Origin of the sequence: Nocardioides astragali, from assembly GCF_024436375.1 — a bacterium.
GTDB lineage: Bacteria > Actinomycetota > Actinomycetes > Propionibacteriales > Nocardioidaceae > Nocardioides > Nocardioides astragali.
Genome location: NZ_JAFMZM010000002.1, coordinates 107,286 through 128,048 on the forward strand (window position 1 = coordinate 107,286; position 20,763 = coordinate 128,048).

At 70.4% G+C, this 20,763-nt stretch carries 23 protein-coding genes; 8 read left to right on the forward strand and 15 right to left on the reverse strand.

Features of this window, described 5'->3' with window-relative positions:
• Nucleotides 1–72 precede the first annotated feature (72 nt).
• Nucleotides 73–951, reverse strand: a complete 879-nt coding sequence (locus tag J3P44_RS05640) for a branched-chain amino acid ABC transporter permease (protein ID WP_255889275.1) — start codon at nt 949–951, stop codon at nt 73–75.
• Between the two features lie 31 nt (nt 952–982).
• Nucleotides 983–2,209 (reverse strand): amino acid ABC transporter substrate-binding protein, encoded by a 1,227-nt coding sequence (locus tag J3P44_RS05645; RefSeq protein ID WP_255889276.1) that lies wholly within the window; start codon nt 2,207–2,209, stop codon nt 983–985.
• Between the two features lie 116 nt (nt 2,210–2,325).
• Here J3P44_RS05645 and J3P44_RS05650 point away from each other — a divergent pair, with 116 nt between their 5' ends.
• The 4 genes from J3P44_RS05650 (at nt 2,326) to J3P44_RS05665 (ending at nt 6,382) form a co-directional block, all read left to right on the forward strand.
• Complete coding sequence (locus tag J3P44_RS05650) at nt 2,326–3,354, forward strand: LacI family DNA-binding transcriptional regulator (protein ID WP_255889277.1); 1,029 nt, start codon at nt 2,326–2,328, stop codon at nt 3,352–3,354.
• Between the two features lie 11 nt (nt 3,355–3,365).
• On the forward strand, nt 3,366–4,472 hold the full coding sequence (locus tag J3P44_RS05655; protein WP_255889278.1) for a glycerate kinase: 1,107 nt from the start codon (nt 3,366–3,368) through the stop codon (nt 4,470–4,472).
• 131 nt (nt 4,473–4,603) lie between these two features.
• Nucleotides 4,604–5,764 carry a YibE/F family protein gene (locus J3P44_RS05660; protein WP_255889279.1) on the forward strand — a complete coding sequence of 387 codons (1,161 nt, stop codon included), beginning with the start codon at nt 4,604–4,606 and terminating at the stop codon, nt 5,762–5,764.
• Between the two features lie 108 nt (nt 5,765–5,872).
• Nucleotides 5,873–6,382 (forward strand): hypothetical protein, encoded by a 510-nt coding sequence (locus J3P44_RS05665; protein ID WP_255889280.1) that lies wholly within the window; start codon nt 5,873–5,875, stop codon nt 6,380–6,382.
• A gap of 15 nt (nt 6,383–6,397) precedes the next feature.
• On the opposite strand, the gene J3P44_RS05670 is transcribed toward J3P44_RS05665, so the two are convergent.
• The 3 genes from J3P44_RS05670 to J3P44_RS05680 all read right to left on the reverse strand — a co-directional run bounded on the left by J3P44_RS05670 (nt 6,398) and on the right by J3P44_RS05680 (nt 8,620).
• A complete protein-coding gene (locus J3P44_RS05670; protein WP_255889281.1) occupies nt 6,398–7,111 on the reverse strand; it encodes a TIGR03943 family putative permease subunit in 714 nt (237 codons plus the stop codon).
• Entirely contained in the window at nt 7,108–8,115 is a 1,008-nt protein-coding gene (locus J3P44_RS05675; RefSeq protein ID WP_255889282.1) for a permease, read from the reverse strand. Before J3P44_RS05675 ends, J3P44_RS05670 begins: the two co-directional genes overlap by 4 nt.
• Before the next feature lie 103 nt (nt 8,116–8,218).
• Nucleotides 8,219–8,620, reverse strand: a complete 402-nt coding sequence (locus tag J3P44_RS05680) for a Fur family transcriptional regulator (RefSeq protein ID WP_255889283.1) — start codon at nt 8,618–8,620, stop codon at nt 8,219–8,221.
• A gap of 283 nt (nt 8,621–8,903) precedes the next feature.
• On the opposite strand from J3P44_RS05680, the gene J3P44_RS05685 reads away from it, so the two are divergent.
• Nucleotides 8,904–9,179 (forward strand): HU family DNA-binding protein, encoded by a 276-nt coding sequence (locus tag J3P44_RS05685; RefSeq protein WP_255889284.1) that lies wholly within the window; start codon nt 8,904–8,906, stop codon nt 9,177–9,179.
• Nucleotides 9,180–9,206: 27 nt separating this feature from the next.
• Here the strand turns inward: J3P44_RS05685 and rpsN are convergent, their stop codons facing one another.
• The 9 genes from rpsN to J3P44_RS05730 all read right to left on the reverse strand — a co-directional run bounded on the left by rpsN (nt 9,207) and on the right by J3P44_RS05730 (nt 14,129).
• A complete protein-coding gene (rpsN, locus tag J3P44_RS05690) occupies nt 9,207–9,509 on the reverse strand; it encodes a 30S ribosomal protein S14 (RefSeq protein ID WP_255889285.1) in 303 nt (100 codons plus the stop codon).
• Nucleotides 9,509–9,679, reverse strand: coding sequence for a 50S ribosomal protein L33 (rpmG, locus tag J3P44_RS05695; protein WP_255889286.1), 171 nt, complete (start codon nt 9,677–9,679; stop codon nt 9,509–9,511). The genes rpsN and rpmG overlap by 1 nt, the downstream gene beginning before the upstream one ends.
• Nucleotides 9,679–9,915, reverse strand: coding sequence for a 50S ribosomal protein L28 (gene rpmB / locus J3P44_RS05700; protein ID WP_255889287.1), 237 nt, complete (start codon nt 9,913–9,915; stop codon nt 9,679–9,681). The genes rpmG and rpmB overlap by 1 nt, the downstream gene beginning before the upstream one ends.
• 23 nt (nt 9,916–9,938) lie before the next feature.
• Nucleotides 9,939–10,061 carry a type B 50S ribosomal protein L36 gene (gene ykgO / locus J3P44_RS05705; RefSeq protein WP_179529725.1) on the reverse strand — a complete coding sequence of 41 codons (123 nt, stop codon included), beginning with the start codon at nt 10,059–10,061 and terminating at the stop codon, nt 9,939–9,941.
• A 58-nt stretch (nt 10,062–10,119) separates the two neighbouring features.
• The gene (rpmF, locus tag J3P44_RS05710) at nt 10,120–10,302 is read right to left on the reverse strand and encodes a 50S ribosomal protein L32 (RefSeq protein WP_255889288.1); all 183 of its coding nucleotides are present in this window, start codon (nt 10,300–10,302) and stop codon (nt 10,120–10,122) included.
• A gap of 47 nt (nt 10,303–10,349) precedes the next feature.
• Nucleotides 10,350–11,423 (reverse strand): CobW family GTP-binding protein, encoded by a 1,074-nt coding sequence (locus J3P44_RS05715; protein ID WP_255889289.1) that lies wholly within the window; start codon nt 11,421–11,423, stop codon nt 10,350–10,352.
• A complete protein-coding gene (locus J3P44_RS05720; RefSeq protein ID WP_255889290.1) occupies nt 11,420–11,674 on the reverse strand; it encodes a type B 50S ribosomal protein L31 in 255 nt (84 codons plus the stop codon). The genes J3P44_RS05715 and J3P44_RS05720 overlap by 4 nt, the downstream gene beginning before the upstream one ends.
• A gap of 104 nt (nt 11,675–11,778) precedes the next feature.
• The gene (locus J3P44_RS05725; RefSeq protein WP_255889291.1) at nt 11,779–13,242 is read right to left on the reverse strand and encodes a protein adenylyltransferase SelO; all 1,464 of its coding nucleotides are present in this window, start codon (nt 13,240–13,242) and stop codon (nt 11,779–11,781) included.
• A gap of 53 nt (nt 13,243–13,295) precedes the next feature.
• The gene (locus tag J3P44_RS05730; protein ID WP_255889292.1) at nt 13,296–14,129 is read right to left on the reverse strand and encodes an MBL fold metallo-hydrolase; all 834 of its coding nucleotides are present in this window, start codon (nt 14,127–14,129) and stop codon (nt 13,296–13,298) included.
• Nucleotides 14,130–14,215: 86 nt separating this feature from the next.
• Between J3P44_RS05730 and J3P44_RS05735 the strand changes: the two genes are divergently transcribed.
• Entirely contained in the window at nt 14,216–15,133 is a 918-nt protein-coding gene (locus J3P44_RS05735) for a DUF6910 family protein (protein ID WP_255889293.1), read from the forward strand.
• Here J3P44_RS05735 and J3P44_RS05740 read toward each other — a convergent pair.
• On the reverse strand, nt 15,127–17,424 hold the full coding sequence (locus J3P44_RS05740) for an exo-beta-d-1,3/1,6-glucosidase (protein ID WP_255889294.1): 2,298 nt from the start codon (nt 17,422–17,424) through the stop codon (nt 15,127–15,129). The genes J3P44_RS05735 and J3P44_RS05740 overlap by 7 nt on opposite strands.
• A gap of 177 nt (nt 17,425–17,601) precedes the next feature.
• Between J3P44_RS05740 and J3P44_RS05745 the strand changes: the two genes are divergently transcribed.
• Together J3P44_RS05745 and J3P44_RS05750 are read left to right on the forward strand one after the other, a co-directional pair.
• Complete coding sequence (locus tag J3P44_RS05745; RefSeq protein ID WP_255889295.1) at nt 17,602–18,612, forward strand: LacI family DNA-binding transcriptional regulator; 1,011 nt, start codon at nt 17,602–17,604, stop codon at nt 18,610–18,612.
• A gap of 124 nt (nt 18,613–18,736) precedes the next feature.
• Entirely contained in the window at nt 18,737–20,731 is a 1,995-nt protein-coding gene (locus J3P44_RS05750) for a glycoside hydrolase family 30 beta sandwich domain-containing protein (RefSeq protein ID WP_255889296.1), read from the forward strand.
• The last annotated feature ends 32 nt before the right edge of the window (nt 20,732–20,763 follow it).

Genomic DNA, 20,763 nt, shown 5'->3' on the forward strand with positions numbered 1-20,763 from the left:
CGGACGGTGGGGTCAGACGTGGGGTCAGACGTGGAGTCCGACGTGGGGTCAGACGTGGAGTCCGACGTGGGGTCAGAAGCGTTGCGCAAGACGACCTCCGAAGAATCCCTGCGGCCGCACCATGAGGGTGGCGAACAGCGCGAGGTAGAAGATGGTCTGGGCCCAGGTGGTCCCCAGGGGGATCTGCAGCAGGCTCTGCCCCAGGCCGAGGAGCATCGCCGCGATGGCGGCGCCCGGGATGCTGCCGAGACCGCCCACCACGATGATCGCCATCAGCGGGCCGATCCAGTGCCAGTGCAGGGACGGGTAGATCGTCGAGTCCAGGGCGAGCGCGGTGCCGCCGATGGCGGCGGTGGCGAGCCCCAGCCCGAAGCCGTAGCCGGCGATCCGGTCGGTGTTGATGCCGATCAGGCGGGCGGCGTCGGGGTGCTGGATCGTGGCCCGGAGCGCCTGGCCGAACTGCGTCTTCTTCAGGATCAGGAACAGCGCCCCGAGGGAGACGGCCGCCAGCCCGAACGCGATCAGCTTCACGACGGCGATGTTGGCGCCGAACAGCTCGAGACTGTCCCCGCTGTAGGGGAGCCGGATCCGGCGCTGGGTCCCGCTGAAGACGAAGCCGAGCATTCCCTCGATGACCAGTGCCACCGAGAAGGTCAGCAGCACCGACATCATCGTCAGCGTCGCCGGCCGCAGCCGCGAGATGAGCAGCCGCTGCATCAGGACACCGGCGACGAAGAACAGCGGGACGGTCACGACGAGCGACAGCAGGGGGTCGAGGCCTGTCTCCGTGGTGAACCACCACGCGAGGTAGGCGGACAGGATGAGGAACGCCGAGTGGGCGATCATCACCACCCGCATCACGCCGAAGTAGAGGGTGAGGCCGGCCGCCAGGAGGGCGTAGAGCCCGCCCAGCAGCACGCCCAGCACCACGCTCTGGAAGAACAGGGACATCAGGATGCCTTTCGGTGGGTCAGGTGACCCGTCACCAGTGCGGCTTCTCGAGGATGAGGTCGGCCTCTGCCGCGTCCTCCGGCAGGACGATGCGGATCTTGCCGTCGACGTACTGCTGGATGAGGTGGGCGCCCTCCGGCCGGCCCTCCGCGTCCCAGGACAGCGGGCCGACGACGGTGTCGACCTCGTTCTCCCGCAGCCAGTCGATGAGCTGCTGCTGGCACTCGGGGTCGGGATCGGCACAGCCGACTGCCTCGACCGCGGCCGCCACGACCTGGCCCGTGGTCCATGCGTTGGCCTCGTCCTCGGCGGGAGGGGTGCCGTTCTTCTCGGTGTAGTACTCCACGAACTCGGCGTTGGTGGGGTAGTCCGCCTCCGGTGTGTAGCCCGTCGGGGACAAGATGCCCTCGGTCTCCTTGCCGATCGCCTCCGGGAACTCCGGGTTGGTCGGCGCGGTCGAGAAGGCCGCCATCTTGGGCTGGTAGTTGAGCTGGCGCAGCGCGACGATCATGTTGACCGCGTCCTGGTACTGGGTGCCCCCGACGACCACGTCGGCCTTGCTGTCGGCGATCTTGGCCGCGATCGAGCCGAAGTCGGTGGTGTTGGGCGGGTAGACCTCGTCGACCACGGTCTCGACCCCCATCTCCTCGAGGCGGGTCTTGAGCCCGTAGGCGGTGCCCATGGCGAAGGGGTCGTCCATCGCGGCGTAGGCGGCGGTCTTCGGCCGGTCGGCCTCCGGCAGTGCCTCGATCGCGTCAGCGAGGTAGTTGTAGTGGTCGTCGGCGACCGCGGGGGCGGCGTAGAAGAGGTTGTCGAAGCCCTGGGTGAAGACCTCCTCGGCCGCACCGGCCGGCTCCACGAAGAGGAAGCCGTAGTCCTTGGCGACCTGGGCCGCAGGCACCACCAAGCGGGTGGAGAACGGCCCGAAGACGAGGTCGACGCCGTCCTGGTTGATCAGCTTCTCGTAGTCGGAGGCGACGCGGTCGGCGTTGGACTGGTCGTCGAGGATCTTGAGCTCGACGTCGCGTCCCAGCAGGCCGCCGTTCTCGTTGACGTAGTCGGCCCAGGCCTCGTAGCCGCGCTGCACACCCTTGCCCGGCTCGCTGAAGTCGCCGGTGAGGGGGAGGGAGATGCCGATGGTGATCGGGCCGTCCCCGTCGTCGCCGCTGCTGCTCGAGCCGGAGCTCATGCACCCCGTGAGGGTGAGGCAGGAAGCCAGGGCCAGGACGCCGAGGCGGTGGTGCATGGTGACCTTCATGTCGCTCCTCTACACTGAACGTAAGCGCTTTCGTAAGCGCTTTCGGCTACTGTAGGCATCGGTCGGCGGCTGTGGCAAGGGTCACAGGCCAATTCGTTCGAGGATCCGGAGGACCCATGGCACAGGACCGGCCCACACCGCGTCTGCAGGACGTCGCCGAGGCAGCAGGAGTCTCCATCGCGACGGCGTCGCGCAGCCTCTCGCGCACGTCGGGCGTCAGCGAGGAGGTCGCCGAGCGCGTGCGCGACCTGGCTCGCCAGATGGGGTACGTCGCCAACGTGCACGCCCGGAGCCTGGCCGGCGGTCCCTCGCGCTCGGTCGGACTGGTCGTCCACGAGATCGGAGACCCCTACTTCGCCGAGATCGCCAGCGGCGTCCTGGGTGTCGGTGACTTGGAGGGCCTGACCGTCCAGATCTGCCACACCGGTCGTGACCCCGAGCGCGAGCTGACCCAGCTGCGGACCCTCATCGCCAATCGGGTGGGCGCGATCATCATCGCCGGCTCGGGCTTCGTCGACCCGGCGATGCAGACCACGGCCCGTGAGGAGCTGCATGCCTACCAGCGGGCCGGCGGCCGGGTGGCGGTGATCGGTCGGCACCACCTGGGTGTCGACGCCGTGCTGCCCAGCAACACCGAGGGGGCCACGGCTGTCGCCACGCACCTTCTCGACCTCGGCCACCGCCGTATCGCTGTCGCCACGGGCTCGCGTCAGCTCACCACGGTCGCCGATCGGCTGGAAGGCGTCTGGGCAGCCTTCCGCGCCGCCGGCCTCGACGTGGATGGAGTGCCCCTCGTGGAGGCCGAGTTCACGCGTGCAGGCGGTAAGGCGGCCGCGGAGGAGATCCTCGACACCCATCCCGAGGTGACTGCCGTGCTCGCGCTCAACGACGACATGGCGATCGGCATCCTGTCGGTGCTCCGGGCCCGTGGCGTCGCCGTTCCGGGACAGGTTTCGGTGACCGGCTTCGACGACGTGGCCGTGGCCGGCGACCTCTCCCCTTCGCTGACGACGGTGCGACTGCCGATGGCCCACATGGGGGAGCAGGCACTGCTGATGGCGCTCAAGGAACCGTCCGCGCGGCCGCGCCGCCGGCACGCGCCGTACGAGCTCGTCGTCCGCGACTCGACCGCCGCACCCGCATGAGGCGCGTGCTCGTGGCCCCGGACAAGTTCAAGGGCTCGGCGTCGGCCACCGACGTGGCTGCCGCCGTGTCCCGGGGGATCCGCCGGGCGCGCCCGGACGCGGTCATCACACAGGTTCCGGTCGCCGACGGGGGCGACGGCACCGTCGACGCGGCCCTCGCGGCCGGCTTCGACCCCGTGCCGCTGACGGTCTCGGGTCCTACCGGGGAGCAGGTGTCTGCCACCTATGCGCGTAGCGCCTGCACGGCCGTGCTGGAGCTGGCTGGCACCTGTGGGCTCTCGCGCCTGCCCGGAGGTGTCGCGTCTCCGCTCGCTGCGTCCAGTCGCGGGCTCGGCGAGGTGATCGTCGCAGCCCTGGATGCCGGTTGCCGTGACCTGGTGATCGGGATCGGGGGTTCTGCCAGCACCGACGGGGGCGCCGGCATGCTCTCGGCCCTGGGCGCCGTGCTGCGCGGTCCTTCCGGTGATGTCCTCGCCGACGGAGGTGCGGCGCTGGCGGACGTGGCGCGGCTCGACCTGTCCGGGCTGCACCCGGCGCTCGCGGAGGCGAGCCTGGTGGTGGCCTGCGACGTGGACAACCCGCTCACCGGGCCCGTGGGCGCTGCCGAGGTCTACGGGCCACAGAAGGGTTGCGACCCCGCGCAGGTGGGCCTGCTGGACGCCGCGCTGAGCAGGTGGGCCGACGTGGTGGCAGTGACCACCGGTGCCGATCACCGCGACGTGGCAGGGGCGGGCGCGGCAGGAGGTGTGGGTTTCGCCGCGATCGCAGTCCTGGGAGCCTCGCTACGACCCGGCATCGACCTCGTGCTCGACCTGGTCGGGTTCGACCAGGCCTTGGCCGGCTGTGAGCTCGTCGTCACTGGTGAGGGTTCGCTCGATGCGCAGAGCCTCCACGGCAAGGCCCCGGTCGGGGTCGCCGACCGGGCGTGCGCGGCAGGCGTCCCGGTGGTGGCGGTGGCAGGCCGGAGCACGCTCACGCCAGCGGAGCTGGCACGCGTGGGGATCCTCGGCTCGTTCGCGCTGCTCGACATCGAGCCCGACGTCGCGACCTGCCTCGCCGAGCCGCTCCCGCTCCTCGAGCGACTCGGCCACGAGATCGCGGTGCAGCAGCTGCCCTGACCTCGGGGCTGCTCGGTCTCGCCCCCGGCGGCACGAGTCTCCGGCGTGGGTAGCATCGGCTCTCGGTGCCAGGGCACGAGCGATGACGGTCGGGGCCTTCCCGGCCCCCGATCTGATGAGGTGGCCAGTCCATGGGCGCACACGGTCATCGACGTGAGGGCCCGGCCTCCCGACGTGAGCTCCGCGTGGGCCTCGCCGTCGTCCTCGTCGTGGGGATCGCCACCCTCGGCGCGATGATCTGGATGTGGCCCTCCGGTGTGCCGTCGACGGGTGAGCCGCCGCTGCCACAGGTGGACGGAGCCATCATCGAGCTCGATCGCGAGCCGTGCCCCGAGGCGCTGCCCGACGAGGTGAACGGGTGCGGTTCCGCTGTCGTACGCCTGACGGACGGCCCCGACGCGGGGAGCTCCGTGCAGGTGGCGCTGCCCAACGGGACCGGTGCTCCCGAGGTCGAGGCCGGCGACGACGTCGTCCTCGTCCGGAGCACCACGCCCGACGGCGAGTCCTACTCGATCGTGGACCACCAGCGCGCCACGGGACTCTGGATGGTGGCCGCCGCGTTCGCCCTGGCGCTGGTGACGTTCGGACGGTGGCGAGGGGTCACCGCGCTGGCCGGGCTGGGCGTCACGTTCGCCGTGCTGGTGTTCTTCGTCGTGCCCGCCATCGTGGCCGGAGAGCCTCCGCTCCTGGTGGCGATCGTCGGCTCCGCGGCCATCATGCTGACGGTGCTCTACCTCACTCACGGCTTCGGGGCCGCGACGACGGTGGCGGTGCTTGGCACGCTGATCAGCCTCACCCTGACGGGACTCCTCTCGGCGGCGTCCGTGGCCGCACTGCACCTGACCGGCGTCACGGACGACCTGTCCGCAGCCGTCGGCACGACGCAGCAGGTGAACACGCAGGGCCTGCTTCTCGCGGGCATCGTCATCGGCTCGCTCGGCGTGCTGGACGACGTCACCGTGACGCAGGCGGTCACGGTGACCGAGCTGGCGCGCGCCAACCCGCTCTCAAGGGCGGGAGAGCTCTATCGGGCCGGGAGCCGGGTCGGCCGCGCTCACATCGCCTCCGTCGTGAACACTGTCGTCCTGGCGTACGCCGGGTCGTCGCTGCCGCTGCTCATCCTCGTCGTCACGGCCGGCGACACGCTCAGGGACGTGGTGACCGACCAGGTGATCGCGCAGGAGATCGTGCGCAGCGCCGTGGCGACACTGGGCCTCGTCGCCGCCGTCCCGGTGACCACCGGACTCGCTGCACTCGTCGCGGCGGGGGAGAAGGGGTCCCGCAGCGCATGACCTCGGGCTTCCCAGGGGCCGGCGGTCGGATCGCGGAGACGATGGATCGTCGCATCCCGCCCTGTGCGAGCATGTCGCCGGACATCCCGGGAACGAGAGGCACTGCCCTTGCCGACATCGACGGACCGCTCGCGCGCCCGGCTGGTCTCCAGGGCCGCCGGCGTCGTCGCCGTGCTGGCGGTCGCAGCAGCGGTGTTCGTCCTGCGACCGGTCGACGACGGGCCGGTGACCGCCGCCGGCACCGATGCCACGACGGCACCGCCTGCGTCCACCCCCACCCCCTCCCCGGCCTTGTCGGTCCCCCCGCCGGCCAGCGCCACGGACGAGGAGTTCTGCGCTGAGTTCCGCCGTCTCGCCGAGAGCCAGGGACAGTTCGTCAGCAACGGGGGTGACACGTCGGTGGACCGGCTGCGGGCGTCGGCCGACGCGCTCGTCGCGACCGGTGTCCCGGACGCCATGTCGCTGCCGGCTCGCAGCGGCTACTACACCCTCATCAGCGGTGTCTACGACTCCATCGGCCTCGAGCTCGCCCCCGAGGAGGTCGGCGCCCCCGGCGAGCCCGTCGCCGGAGGCGATGCCGCGTTCGCGTCGTACATGGGGCAGTACTGCCCGCCGTGAGTCCCGACCTCGCGGTCAGCGGTACTGGTTGGTGGGGGCGTCGATGAGCTGGACGTCCTCCACGGTCACCTCCGGCGGAGTCCCGCCGCCGACCCCGGTGTCGGCGACGTAGCGTCCCACCACCTTGACCCACTGGTCGTCGGCCGGAGCCTCGGCCCCGGTGGCCAGGACCTTCATGACGGTCGCGTCCGCGGCACAGCAGTTCATGCCGAACTGGGTCACGAACCAGTCGCCAGAGGCGTCCCGGCTGACGAACCCGGTGATCTCCAGCCTGCGGTCGGCCAGCGTGTCCCCGTCGTACGCTGCCCGGATGATCACGTCCTCGAGGAGCAACGGCACGGGATCGGTCGTGGGGAGCTCCGGGAGCACGACCTCGGTGCTCGGCTCGGCCGGGACGACCGCGGTCTGGGCCCGCTCGGCGAAGTGCGCGCCCAGCGCCGGAGGTGCGATCAGGAAGAAGACCAGCGAGGGGACGAACAGCAGCCACGCCGCCCGGGGCACGTGGGACGACTCCGGCTCACCGTCCGGTGCGTGGTCGGGCTGCCCGTCCGCCTTCGGCTCGTCGCGCCACATGTCCACGACGGCCAGCAGCACCAGGAGGGCGCCGCATGCGAGCAGCGGCCAGCGCATCCACGAGTTGACGTAGCGGAGGTAGGTGTCGCCCATCGCCATGCGGACCAGCACGGCGCCGGTCACCGTGAGCAGCAGGGTCTGGGTCGCTCGGGTCACAGGAGCCACCATCCCACGCCACAGGCGGACAGCACCGCCACCATCAGGACGAGTGGGACGAAGCGGAGCGCGAAGGCCCCGCCGAACTGACCGGACTCCATCGAGGCGAGCTTCACGTCCATGGCCGGACCGACCACCATGAAGACGAGCTTCGCGGTGTCGGAGAAGGCGCTGAGGCTGGCCGCGACGAAGGCGTCGGCCTCTGAGCAGAGGGCGACGACGAAGGCGAACACGGCCAGAGTCAGCACGGCGAGGACGGCGTTGCCGGCCACGCTCTCGATGATCTCTCGCGGGACGAAGGTGTTGATCGCGGCGGCGATCATCGCGCCGAGCACGAGGAAGCCGGCCGCGTGGATGAAGTCGTGGCGCACGCTGTCGACGAAGGCGTGCGCCGTCCCTTCGGTGTGGTCGTGCGCACGCTGGCGGTGCAGCAGGGGAACGCGGCCCGCGAAACGCAGCCACAGCCACCCCACCGCCACGGCGGTGACCAGCGAGGCGAGGAACCGGGCCAGGACCACCTCGGGGCGCCCGGGGAACGCGACCGCGGTCGACACGAGCACGACGGGGTTCACCGCGGGGGCAGCGAGGAGGAACGTCAGGGCGACCGAGGGGGCGACGCCGCGCCGCATCAGGCTGCTCGCCACGGGCACGGAGGCGCACTCGCAGCCCGGCAGGGCCACGCCGGCAAGACCGGCCACCGGCACGCCCAGCGCGGGGTTGGCCGGAACCAGGCGGCGCAGCGCTCGCTCGGACAGCAGCGTCGAGATGATCGCCGCCAGGAGGACGCCGCCGACCAGGAACGGGATCGACTGCACGACGATGGCCACGAAGATCGTGCTCCAGGTCGCCACCGCAGGGTGGTCCAGGCGGTCCACCAGCCACTGCTGCGAGGCCACCAGCGCGGCCAGCACGGCGAAGACGACGTACACCTGCACGGGGGCCGCACGTGGTGGGCGTTCGCGCTCCGGGGCCACGACGGGCTCTTGGCGCGCTGTCCGGGTCATGCCCGCCACCATGTCTCCGAGGTCACCGGGGTGACGATAATCGGTGTCGTTAAGGATTTGCTACGACTGGCCGGTGCGTCTCACGCGCGCCGTTCGCTCCGGCTCAGCTGCCCTGGCACGCAGGGCACAGCCCGAACAGCTCGAGTGTGTGACTGACGTCGGAGAAGCCGTGCTCGCCGGCGATCGACTGGGTCCACCGCTCGACCGCCGGGCCGGACACCTCGACGGTCCGGCCGCACTGGCGGCACACGAGGTGGTGGTGGTGCTCGGTGCTGCAGCGACGGTAGATCGCCTCGCCCGAGTGGTTGAGCACGTCGAGGTCGCCCGCGTCGGCCATGGCGTTGAGGAGGCGGTAGACCGTCGCCATACCCATGGTCTCGCCACGAGAGCGCAGGATCTCGTGGAGCTCCTGCGCGCTGTGGAAGTCGTCCGTCTCGCCGAGCAGGGCCGTCAGCGCCCGGCGCTGGCGGGTCGACCTCTGGGGAGGCGTCGACCGCTCAGCCATCGCGCTCACTGTCCACCTCCTGTGCCGTCTGCAGCTCGCCGGTCCGCACTCGTCCGCGGATCATCCGGAGCCTAGCCGAGGTCATTGCCGGAACGCCGACGACGCCTGCCGCGCCCCCTGGGCCGTCCTGTGTCCGGAGCGTTGGGCAGTGCGTCCTACTCTCAGGAGCGGGCGCCGGGCTGTCGAATCTCTCGAACCGTCAGCACCGCGCCGACATGGCGGACGCACCTCGCGCCATGTATAGAATGAGACTCGTTATCAATCGGACACCATGGGAGAACAGATGAACAAGCGTGAGCTCGTCGAGACCGTTGCCGACAGCACCGGGCTGGCCAAGTCCGAGACCGAGGCCGTCGTAGATGCCGTCGTGGGCGAGATCTCGAAGGCGCTGGCCGGCGGGGACAAGGTGTCGCTGGCCGGTTTCGGCACCTTCGAGGTCCGCGAGCGTGCCGCTCGGACCGGCCGCAACCCGCAGACCGGCGAGTCGATGGACATCTCCGCGTCCAGAAGTGCGGGCTTCAAGCCGGCATCCGCGCTCAAGCAGGCCCTCAACGGCTGAGCGCGCATCGGGGCGGCGGCCGGGCAGTCACCAGGAGGACTTGGTGATGCCCGGCAGCTCGCCCTTGTGCGCCAGCGTGCGCAGGTTGATGCGCGACAGCCCGGCCTTCCTGACGTACCCACGGGGACGGCCGTCGACCTGGTCGCGGTTGCGCACCCGCACCGGACTGGCGTCACGAGGCAGGCGGTTGAGTGCCCGGACCGCGTCGTCACGTTCGTCGGGAGAGGTGGCTGTGCGGATCGCCTCCTTGAGCGCCGCCCGTCGCTCGGCGTAGCGAGCCACCACCTTCTTGCGTCGCTCGTTGGCGACGATCTTCGACTTCTTGGCCATCAGCGCTCCTCCCGGAACTCGACGTGCCGGCGCACGCGCGGGTCGTACTTGCGCAGCAGCAGCCGATCGGGGTCGTTGCGGCGGTTCTTCTGGGTGATGTAGGTGTAGCCGGTGCCTGCGGTGGAACGCAGCTTCACCTTGGGTCGGACGTGGCTGCCGCCCGCGGCCATCAGAGCTTGTCCCCTCGAGCGAGGATCCCGGCGACGACGGCGTCGATGCCGCGCTGGTCGATGGTCTTGATCCCGCGGGCGCTGACGGTGAGCGTCACCGCGCGGTCGAGGGACGGCACCCAGTAGCGCTTGGACTGGATGTTGACGTCGAAGCGCCGCTTGGTGCGACGGTGGGAGTGGGAGACGTGGTGGCCGAAGCCCGGCTTGGCGCCGCTGACCTGGCAGATGCGTGACATGGGATTCCTCCTGCCCTCGGTGTTCAGCCCTGGCGGGTCTTCAGCCGAGGGTTCCGCTTGTTGATGACGTAGATGCGGCCGCGACGGCGGACGACCTGGGATCCGGGCTGGTTCTTCACCGAGCGGATGGAGTTGCGTACCTTCATCGGTCCTCCTGGGTTGCGGCTGGGTAGTGGGGTGGGTGGCACCTCGCTCGGGCTGCGCTCATCGAGTGCTCCACGGCGCAGGATCGACGTAGCCTCGCGCGATGCCGCGCAGCAGTGGTCGGGGAACGCGATAGGTCCTGCCGTCGATCGTGACGGGGACCAGGTCGACCGGTGTCGCCTTCCACTGGGACCTGCGATGGCGGGTGTTGCTGCGTGAGGTGCGGCGCTTGGGGACGGCCACGGGTGCTCCTTCCGGGGGCAGGGGTTCGAGGCAGGGTTCGGACGTGGTCAGGCCACGTCGCGGATGTCGCCGAGCCAGGGCTCGAGACCGTCTTCGAGGACGTCCCACGGCTGTTGGTGGAGCGCCTCCTGGGGCGTGAGGAGGACCTCCTCGAATGCGGCCGTCAGGTCGCCCGGAGGTGTTCCGAGGCCAGTGACGACGAGTCGGGTCACCGGCGTACGACGCCCCCAGGGGCTGTATCCGCCGATGCTCAGCTGGCCCCCGGCGCCGGACCACTCCAGCATGTCCCCGGGACGAGTGGGCACCCAGAAGCAGCCGCGCGCGCGATGGGCGCCCGAGCCGAGCCGCTCGATCTGGTCCAGCAACCTCTCGGGGTGGAAGGGGCGCGGCGAGCGCAGGTCCAGCCGCCACGCGTGGCTCGCGCCCAGTGGAGGGAGCTCGCCGTCGAACTCGGGGGAGCACCAGGCGGTGGCGAGGCTGTTGTGGTGCCGATCGGCTGTGAGCTGGGCGCCGTCGAGACGGTCCGCGCCGGTGACGACCGGTGCCCCGGGACGCGCCAGGGCGTGCAGGAGGTCGATGGCCTCCACGCCCGGATCGGTGTCGACGACGACGACGTCCGCGAACTCGACCTGGGCGCACGCGACCTCGCCGACACCGCGGTCGTCGTGGGGGTTGGAGTGCACGCCGCGCTCGCGCAGCAGGTCGTCGCTCAGCAGGTCTCGCGCTACGTCGGCGGCTCCCACCGTGGCGATGACGTTGCTCAGCTTGAGGTGCCGCGCAAGTCGGCTGTTCGTGGCCAGGGCGTGTGCGAGCTGGCCCGCCTCGGTGGCGGTGGGCAGCCCGGAGACGATGCTGCTCCACCGGTCGTCGCGGGCCAGTCGCTCGAGAGTGGGCAGGATGTCCTCGCGGAGCGCGCAGCTGACGCATGCGTGCTCGAGCTGGGTCTCCTCCTGCTCCACGATGCCCGTGACGTCACTGACCGTCCGGGTGAGCACCTGTGAGTGCGGGTCGATCCGGTGGCGCACCGAGACTGCCCGTGGCAGGTCCCAGGCCAGGCTCAGGAGCGTGGTGTCCATCGACACCGGGTCCACGCCGGTCACGACGACGAGCGGGGTCCTCATCGCGAGCTCCCGTAGCGGCGCTGGAACCTCTCGACCCGTCCCTCACTGTCGAGGGTGCGGGCGGTGCCGGTCCAGAACGGGTGGCTGTCGCTCGAGATGTCGACGTCGACGACGGGGTACTCCGTGCCGTCGATCTCGACGGACGTGTCGATGTCGTGGCCGACCAGGGTCGACCGGGTGAGGGAGAGCCGGCCGGTCGATCGGTCGCGGAACGCCACCAGTCCGTATGCGGGATGGATCCCTTGCTTCACTGCGCCTCCTAAGAACGAGAATCATTCTCAGTATAGGCGACGCCGGTGCACGATGCCAGACATGGGTCGCGGCGGGGGGCTGGTCCGCCGCGGCCGCGCCCTCGCTAGGTGCCGCAGAACGTCCGATAGGTGCCGAAGGACTCGGGGGCCGGCGAGGCGTAGCGGTCGAGGCCTGGACGCTCCTCGTACGGCGCCGACAGCGCGTGCAACAGGCCGTCGAGCGGCCCCAGGTCGCCGACAGTCGCGGCGGTGAGGCACTCCTCGACGAGGTGGTTGCGCGGGATGTAGGCGGGGTTGGTGGCGTCCATCGACCCGGCGTCCGGAGCCAGCGTCAGCCAGCGCTCTGCCCAGGCATCGAACGCGGCCAGGTCGAGGAACAGCCCGCGCGCCGGCTCGGCATCCCCACGTGCCGCCGCGCCGAGGCTGCGGAAGAAGGAGGTGTGGTCGACGCGGTTGTCCTGCATCAGGGTGACGAGGTCACCGACGAGCCGCGACGTCACCGCGTCGTCGAGGCCGTCGGGGAGGCCCAGCTTGGCCCGCATGCCGGCCGACCAGGCGGCCGAGTACTCGACCCGGAACGCCCCCAGCGACTGCGTGGCGACCTCCACTGCGTCCTCCTCCGCGTCGGCGAGCAGGGGCAGTAGTGCTTCGGCGAGGCGGGCGAGGTTCCACTCCGCCACGACCGGTTGGTTGCCGTAGGCGTAGCGTCCGCCGGTGTCGATGGAGCTGTAGGCCGTGGACGGGTCGAACGCCTCCAGGAACGCACACGGGCCGTAGTCGATGGTCTCGCCGGAGATGGTCATGTTGTCGGTGTTCATCACTCCGTGCACGAACCCGACGAGCATCCACTGCGCCACCAGCGACGCCTGGACAGCCACCACGGCCTCGAACAGGCCGACGTACGGCTGCTCTGCGTCCGCTGCCTCGGGGTGGTGCCGGGCGATCGCGTGGTCCGCGAGCCGGCGCAGCAGCTCGGCGTCGCCGGTGGAGCGCGCGTACTGGAACGTCCCGACGCGCAGGTGGCTGCTCGCCACTCGCGCCAGCACGGCACCGGGCTGCACGGTCTCCCGGCGCACACCTCGCCCCGTCGCGACCACGGCCAGCGAGCGGGTCGTGGGGATGCCGAGGGCGTGCATGGCCTCGCTGACCACGTACTCGCGGAGCATCGGCCCCACCGCGGCCAGGCCGTCGCCACCGCGGGCGAACGGCGTCCGACCGGAGCCCTTGAGGTGCAGGTCGCGCAGCCGCCCCGAGCCGTCGGGCAGCTCTCCCATGAGCAGCGCGCGCCCGTCGCCGAGCTGCGGCGAGTAGCCGCCGAACTGGTGGCCGGCGTACGCCTGCGCGACCGGCGTCGCCCCCTCCGGCACGACGGTGCCGGTCAGCAGGCCGAGACCCTCGCGGCCACGCAGCCAGACGGCGTCGAGCCCCAGCTCGTGGGCCAGAGGCTCGTTGATGACCAGCAACCGCGGCTCCGGCACCTCCTCGGCCGTCCACGGGACGGCGAGGTCGGCGAGCTCGTGGGCGAAGCGGTTGCCGAGCGTGAGGGTGGGGGACTGTGCCGGGATCACCCTTCGACGGTACGCCGAGCGTCCTGGCTGCGACGCCGCCAGGTGTCACTCGGCTAGGCCGGCTCGAAGCTCGCGAGCAGCGCCTGGAGCGCCTGTTGGTCGGGACCGACGAACTCGGGTCCGTTCGGCGCGGCAGCGACGTGGTCGAAGAGCACGTCGTTCAGACCCTGGGCCGGGGGCAGGTGGGAGCTGAGGATCGCCGAGGGGTCCAGGCGGCGGATCGGGTCGATCGTGGCGTGGAACTTCACCGGGTCGACGAGACGTGCCCAGGGGCTGTCGATGGCGGCCCAGAGCATCATCGCCGACTCCAGGTCCGGCGCGTCGCGCACGTCGGCCCCCTGCGCCAGGTCCGCAGTCGGCATCGGCCCTCCGAAACAGTCCGAGGAGAAGAAGGCTCCGCCCTTGCTCTCCTGGAAACCGACCGTCGCGGGATTGTCGAAGAGCGGCGGCCGATGGGCGGTGAGGGTGCGATCACCGATGTCGAGGGACTGGCCGGGGTTGAGGAAGTACACCCGGTCGAGGGGGACCTCCCACTGGGTGGACATGATGCCGGCGCCGATGAACGTCGTGACCAGCCGTGCCTGCGGAGCAGCCGCGAGGAGCTGGAAGAGGCCGCCCGTGTGGTCCCGGTCGGGGTGGGTCAACCAGATCCACCGGACGTCGGCGGGGTCGATGACAGTGGACAGGTCACCGACGAAGTCCTTGTCCAGGTTGCTGAGGCCGGTGTCGACGACGACCGGCTGCTGGGCGTGCAGGACGAACGTGTTGACGGGCAGGAAGCCGAGTCCCGGAACTTCGGCACAGTCGCTGAGCAGTGTCACGTCGGGGGTGATCGAGTGGACCTGCATCGGGAGCTCCAGATGGGTCGGAAGGGATGGATCTTCCATGGTCCGGCTCCTGACTGGGGTTGTCATCACTGATCTGGCAACCGGTCTAGGCGGGTCCGCAGGACCGGGGATGCAAGGCTGGGGCGATGAGGATCGCCCTGGATGGCGTCCGGGAGCTCCGCTTCGGGGACGGGACACCCGTACGCGCCGCGTCGGGCGTGGCGCCATTCGGTGACGGCTTCCTGGTCGCGCAGGACGACGCCACGCACGCCGCCTGGTTCCGCGAGGGACGTGCGACACCGGTGCGGCTGGTCCCTGCCCGACAGGGGAGGGAGACCTTCGACGAGGCCTCCGGCACCAAGCACCTCAAGCCGGACCTGGAGGCGGCCTGTGAGGTGACCACGGACGGCGCCAGGGGAGTGCTGCTGCTCGGGTCCGGCTCGTCACCCGAGCGGATGAGGTGGTCGCTGGTGAACCAGCGCGACGAGGGGACGGACCACCGGGTGGCGGATCTCGCGCCGCTGTACGACGTCGTCGCTGGGGTGCTGGACGTCCCGCTCGACCTGCTCAACTTGGAGGGCGCCTGCGTCCTGGGAACGGCCCTTCGCTGGTACCACCGCGGCATGCCCTCGGCAGGCTGGCCCTCGCGGAGCGTGGACCTCCCGCTGGCCGCTGCGTTGGACGCCGCCTTGGGCAGGGCTGCGCCCGAGGACGTACCGGTCACCAACCCGGTGACCTACCACCTGGGGGCCGTGGACGACGTCGGGCTGGCGATCACCGACGCCATCGCCCTGCCCGACGGCGCCGTCCTCGTCAGCGCGGCCGCGGAGGACAGCCCCAACCCTCGAGACGACGGGCCCGTCGTCGCCTCGGCGCTGGCGTTGGTCCGCGACGGTGTCGTCGGCCCCGTGGTCGAGCTCCCGCGGATCCGGGACGCGGTCTCGAAGGTGGAGGGTCTGATGCTGGTCGAGGCGGGCGTCGGCGAAGCGCGAGTGCTGGCCGTCGCCGACGCCGACGACCCCGGCACCGCCTCGGTCGCGATCGATCTCGGCGTGCGCTACTGACCCACCGCTCGGATGCGGAAGCGGGCGACCTGCTGGTGTGCGCTGCGTGAGCTCGGACCGACGCGCAGCTCGAACTCTCCGGGCTCGACCACCCGACGGCCATCCGATGTGACGAGGGAGCACCGTGACGCCGGGATCTCGACCTCGACGTCGATCGTCTCGCCCGCAGCCAGGTCGACCTGGGTGAACCCCTTCAGCTCCTGCTCGGCCCATGTGACGCTCGTCGTGAGGTCGCTGACGTAGGCCTGGACCGTCTCCCGAGAAGGCCGGGTGCCGGTGTTGGTCAGTCGCACCGTGGCCGTGACGACGCCGGCGGGGGAGACGTCCGGCTCTGCCACCGTGAGGTCGGAGTAGGTCACTGTGGTGTAGCTGAGGCCTTCGCCGAAGGCGAACAGTGGCTCCTGTGTGAGGTCGGCGTAGCGATCGCCGTGCTGGCCGCGCACCTGGTTGTAGTAGACCGGCTGCTGACCGACATGCCTGGCGAAGGAGAGTGGCAGCCGGCCCGACGGCTCGATGAGACCGAGCACGAGCTCAGCCACCGCACGGCCGCCGCGCATCCCGGGATTGAACGCCTCGATCAGGGCGGCGGCGTTCAGGGCGGAGTCAGGCAGGGTGCTCGGCTTCGACTGGACCAGGACCACGATCATCGGGGTGCCAGTGGCGGCGACTGCGTCGAGCAGCGCGATCTGGCCGCCCTGCAGATCGAGGGTGGCGGTGGAGCGGCTCTCGCCGCTCAGGGCGACGGTGTCGCCGACGACGACGACCGCGTAGTCGGCGGCGGCCGCCGCTGTTGTCGCCTCGCCAAGCAGCTCCTCGTCGACGGGCGCGGGGCTGAAGACCGGGGGGCGCGGCTGGCCGTCGGGAAGCAGCGGCCCTGCCGGGTCCGGCACCAGGACCTCGATCTCGCAGCCGCGAGCGTGGACGACGGACCAGTCCGCGGGCGCCACCGCGCAAAACCCGTCGAGCACGGTCTCGATCGTCTCGCGCGGATGCCCCTCAGGCATCCAGTCAACCTGCCCGGATGCTCCGGCCCAGTCGCCCAGCATGGCTTGCGGGTCGTCGGCATTCGCCCCGATCACGGCAATGGTGCGGGGGGCGCCGCGTCCCTCCGCCACCCCCTGGCCGTTTCGAGTCAGGCCGCCCTCGAGCGGCAGCAGACCGTCGTTGCGCAGCAGCACGAGCGAGCGCCGGGCCGTCTCGAGGTTGAGGTCGGCGTGGTCCAGGCAGCCGATCACGGCTGCCTGTCGCCCGGCGCTCGGAGCGCGTGGATCCTCGAAGAGCCCGAGCTGGAACTTCAACCGCAGGATCCGGCGTACGGCGTCGTCGAGCTCCTTCTCCTCCACCAACCCTCGGGTGACTGCCTCCTGGGCGCCCTCGAAGAAGGTCGGCGTCGTCATCACCAGGTCGTTGCCGGCGCGGATCGCCATCGCGGCTGCCTCGGCAAGATCGGCACAAACCTGTTGTTCCCAGACCATTCGACCGACGTTGTCCCAGTCGGTCACAAGCGTGCCGGTGAAGCCCCACTCGTCCTTGAGCACGTCGTTGAGCAGCCACCTGTTTGCGGTGATTGGCACGCCGTCCATCGACTGATAGCCGAGCATGAACGTCTGAACTCCGGCCTCGACCGCCCGTTCGAACGGTGGGAAGAACCACGAGCGCAGCTTGCGCCGACTGAGGTCGGCCTCACTGGCATCCCGGCCTCCCTGGGTCTCGGAGTAGCCAGCGAAGTGCTTCGCACAGGCGAGCACGGCAGTCGGGTCACTCAGGCCTTCTCCCTGGTAGCCACGGATCATCGCCGCACCGAGCTCACCGATCAGGAACGGGTCTTCCCCGAAGGTCTCGTTGACGCGGCCCCACCGCAGGTCGCGGGTGATGCAGAGCACGGGGGACAACGTCCAGTGGACACCGGTGGCGGCGATCTCGACCGCCGCGGCTCGGGCGCCCCGCTGGAGCAGCTCCGGATCCCAGGTGCAGGCCATGCCCAGCTGGGTGGGGAAGATCGTCGCTCCGGGCCAGAACGAGTGGCCATGGATGCAGTCGTCAGCGGTCAGCAGCGGGATCCCCAGCCTGGTGGAACGGGCCAGCTCGATCGCCTCGATCATGCGCGGGGGCGAGGCATGCAGGATCGAGCCCGCGAGCCTGGCCGACACCACGTCGCCGAGGTCCTGGCGGGCGTCCAGCTGCAGCATCTGCCCCACCTTCTCGGGCACGGTCATCCGGGCCAGGAGATCCTCCACCCGCTCCTCGACCGGGCGCTCTGCGTCCAGATAGACCACCGATGCTCGCTCCACTGCCCCTCCATCTGCGCGTAATGCCCAAGACCCTTGATGGGGACGGGGCGTGCCAAGTGCCCTCTTGACGATTGACAATGTGACCTGCTTCACTCGTGCAACCGGTTCCGGAACCGGTTCCGGAGCCAAAGTTTACAGGTCTCCGAGCCGAGAGCAACGAGGACAAAGGAGGCGACCATGTCGACCACCATCGCCGACGTGGCTTCCCGTGCGGGCGTCAGCAAGACGACCGTGTCGCGAGTCCTCAACAACAAGGGCGAGCTCCACGAGGCGACGATCCGCAAGGTCCGGCAGGCGATCGCCGACCTCGGCTACGTTCCGAGCGCTGGCGCCGTCGGCCTCGCCCGGGGTAGCACCCAGCTCATCGGAATGCTCGTGCCCTCGCTCACCTGGCCCTGGATCGGCGCGGTCCTCGAAGGTGCGGTCCAGGTTCTCGAAGGCGAGGGCTTCGGGATGCGACTTCTCACCTTCGACCACGGCGAGGAGGCCCTTCGCAGGCTGGGGGTGCAGGTGGCGGCCAAGTCGTTCGACGGCCTGCTCGTGATCACGCCCGAGGGCAGCGTGGACTACCTGACCGAGCTTCATGCGGCGGGTCTTCCCGTGGTCCTGATCGACGACCACGCTCACCGACCGCAGTTCCCCCACGTGGCGACCACCAATCGGGCCGGTGGTGCCGACGCCGCCCGGCACCTGCTCGAGCTGGGGCGCCGTCGGCCGCTCGTCGTTGCCGGCCCGCTCAACTACGGATGCGTCGAGGAGCGTCTCGCCGGCTTCGAAGAAGTCTGTGCTGAGGCCGGCGTCACCCTCGGTGCGGACGATGTCGTCATCGGCGGGTTCACCTTCGACGGCGGGCGCGAGCAGGTACGCCGCGTGATAGCGGCCGGGATGCAGTTCGACTCGGTCTTCGCACACAACGACCAGTCGGCCGCCGGTGCACTCGTGGCTCTCCGAGAGGCCGGTCTGCGCGTTCCCCATGATGTCGCCGTCGTCGGCTTCGACGACGTCGAGCTCGCTGCGTACACCGATCCGGCGCTGACCACGGTTCATCAACCGTTGCGCGAGATGGGGGAGACGGCAGCAAGCCTGCTCCTCGAGCACGTCCGCAAATCACCTGAAGCCGAGACCTCGCGCACCCTTGCGACCCGTCTCGTCATCCGCGGCTCCACCCACCGGCCCGACCAGAACTGACCAAGCGCAGGTTGCAGCGTCCCGGCGTCCTCGCCCGGGCGCCTTGTTCGACGCGCCTCGGACGCGCCTCCCCACTCGCGTCCCACGGCGAGGGCGTCACCCCCTACCCCCACGGAGTTCCCTGATGCGTACACCTCACCCTCTCGCCCGCCTGTTGGCCACTGTCACCGTCGGCGGACTGACCGCAGCGATCGCCATGAGCGCGACCAGTGCCGCCGGCATCGGCGCCGCTGAGGCGGCACCGACCACGGGGACCACCGCCAAGGTCTGGCTGTCGACGCCCGACGGCGCCCACCAGCTCAGCAGCGCCGGCACGGTCGCCTTCGGCAGCGACGAGCCCACCGTGCCGACCGTCGTCGTGGACCCGACGCGGACCTACCAGACGATGCAGGGGTTCGGCGCCTCGATCACCGACTCCTCCGCCGCACTGCTCTACAACCTGTCACCGGCAGCGCGTGAGGCCACGATGCGCTCGCTCTTCGATCCCGAGACCGGCAACGGACTGAGCTACCTGCGCCAGCCGATCGGCGGCTCGGACTTCGTCGCGACCGCGCACTACACCTACAACGACCTTCCCGCGGGCGGGACCGACTTCGAGCAGCGCCGCTTCTCGATCGCCCATGACAAGGCTCAGATCCTTCCGCTCCTGCGCCGCGCGAAGGCCCTCAACCCCCGGCTCAAGGTGATGGCGAGCCCGTGGAGCCCGCCTGCGTGGATGAAGACCAGCGGCTCTCTCGTGGGCGGCCAGCTGATCGACCAGGACCGGATCTACCGCGCCTACGCGCTCTACCTCGTCAGGTTCGTGCAGTCGTACGCGGCCAACGGGGTGCCCGTCGACGCGCTGGCCGTGCAGAACGAGCCCCAGAACCGCAAGCCTTTCGGGTACCCCGGCACGGACATGCCGTCCTGGCAGCAGGAGAAGGTGATCGAGAGGCTCGGTCCGATGCTCCGCAAGGCGGGCCTGAGCACGAAGATCCTGGCCTACGACCACAACTGGGCCATGCACCCCGACGACATCGCCGCGACTCCGCCCGACCAGGCCGGCGACGTGGACCGCTACGTCGAGAACGTGCTCGAATCGCCGGCCGCGCGATGGATCGACGGAGTGGCCTACCACTGCTACTACGGGGACCCGAGCGCGATGACCCGGCTCCACCGGCAGTTTCCCGATCAGGCCATCTACTTCACCGAGTGCTCCGGGAGCCAGTCCTCGAACCCGGACAACACCTACTCCGACACCCTCAAGTGGCACTCGCGCAACCTGATCATCGGCTCGACCCGCAACTGGGCCGAGACCGTCATCAACTGGAACCTCGCCCTCGACCCCTCGGGTGGGCCGCACGTGGGCGGCTGCGACACCTGCACCGGCGTGGTCACGATCGGTAGCGACGGCAGCGTCACCAACAACGCCGAGTACTACACCCTCGGCCACCTCGCCCGGTTCGTCGAGCCCGGCGCCGTGCGGATCGCGAGCACGTCCTTCGGCACCACCGGCTGGAACGGGCAGGTCATGGACGTCGCCTTCCGCAACCCGGACGGCTCGACGGTCCTGGTCGCGCACAACGAGAACGACAACCCGCAGACGTTCGCCGTCCGGCAGGGCGACCAGTCCTTCACCTACACCCTGCCCGGCGGCGCCCTGGCCACCTTCACCTGGGCGGGCGACCCCGGCGGTTCGCCGGCGCTCAGGCAGGTCGCCCCGGCCGGCTGGAGCGCCACCGCGGACCCCTCCGGTCCCACGAACCTGTGCTGTTCTGGAGACGTCGCGGCCAACGCCGTCGACGACGACGCCACCACCCGCTTCAGCACCGGCACCGGCCAGACCCCCGGCCAGTACCTCCAGGTCGACTTCGGCAGGCCCCTGCGGGCCCGACAGGTCGTCTTCGACACCGGCATCGGCCTCGGCGACCACCCGCGCCGATACACCGTCGCGACCAGCCAGGACGCGACCACGTGGACGACGGTCGTGCCGTCTGCCGCAGGTCATGGTCAGTTCACCACCGTGGACCTTCCTGGCGCTCCGATCCGCTACGTCCGCATCACCTTGACCGAGGCCGCACCCGACAGCTGGTGGAGCGTCGCCGACGTGCGTGCGTACACCGACCGCCACGGCCGCTGACCACCCACCCATCACCCCCACCCAACACCTGG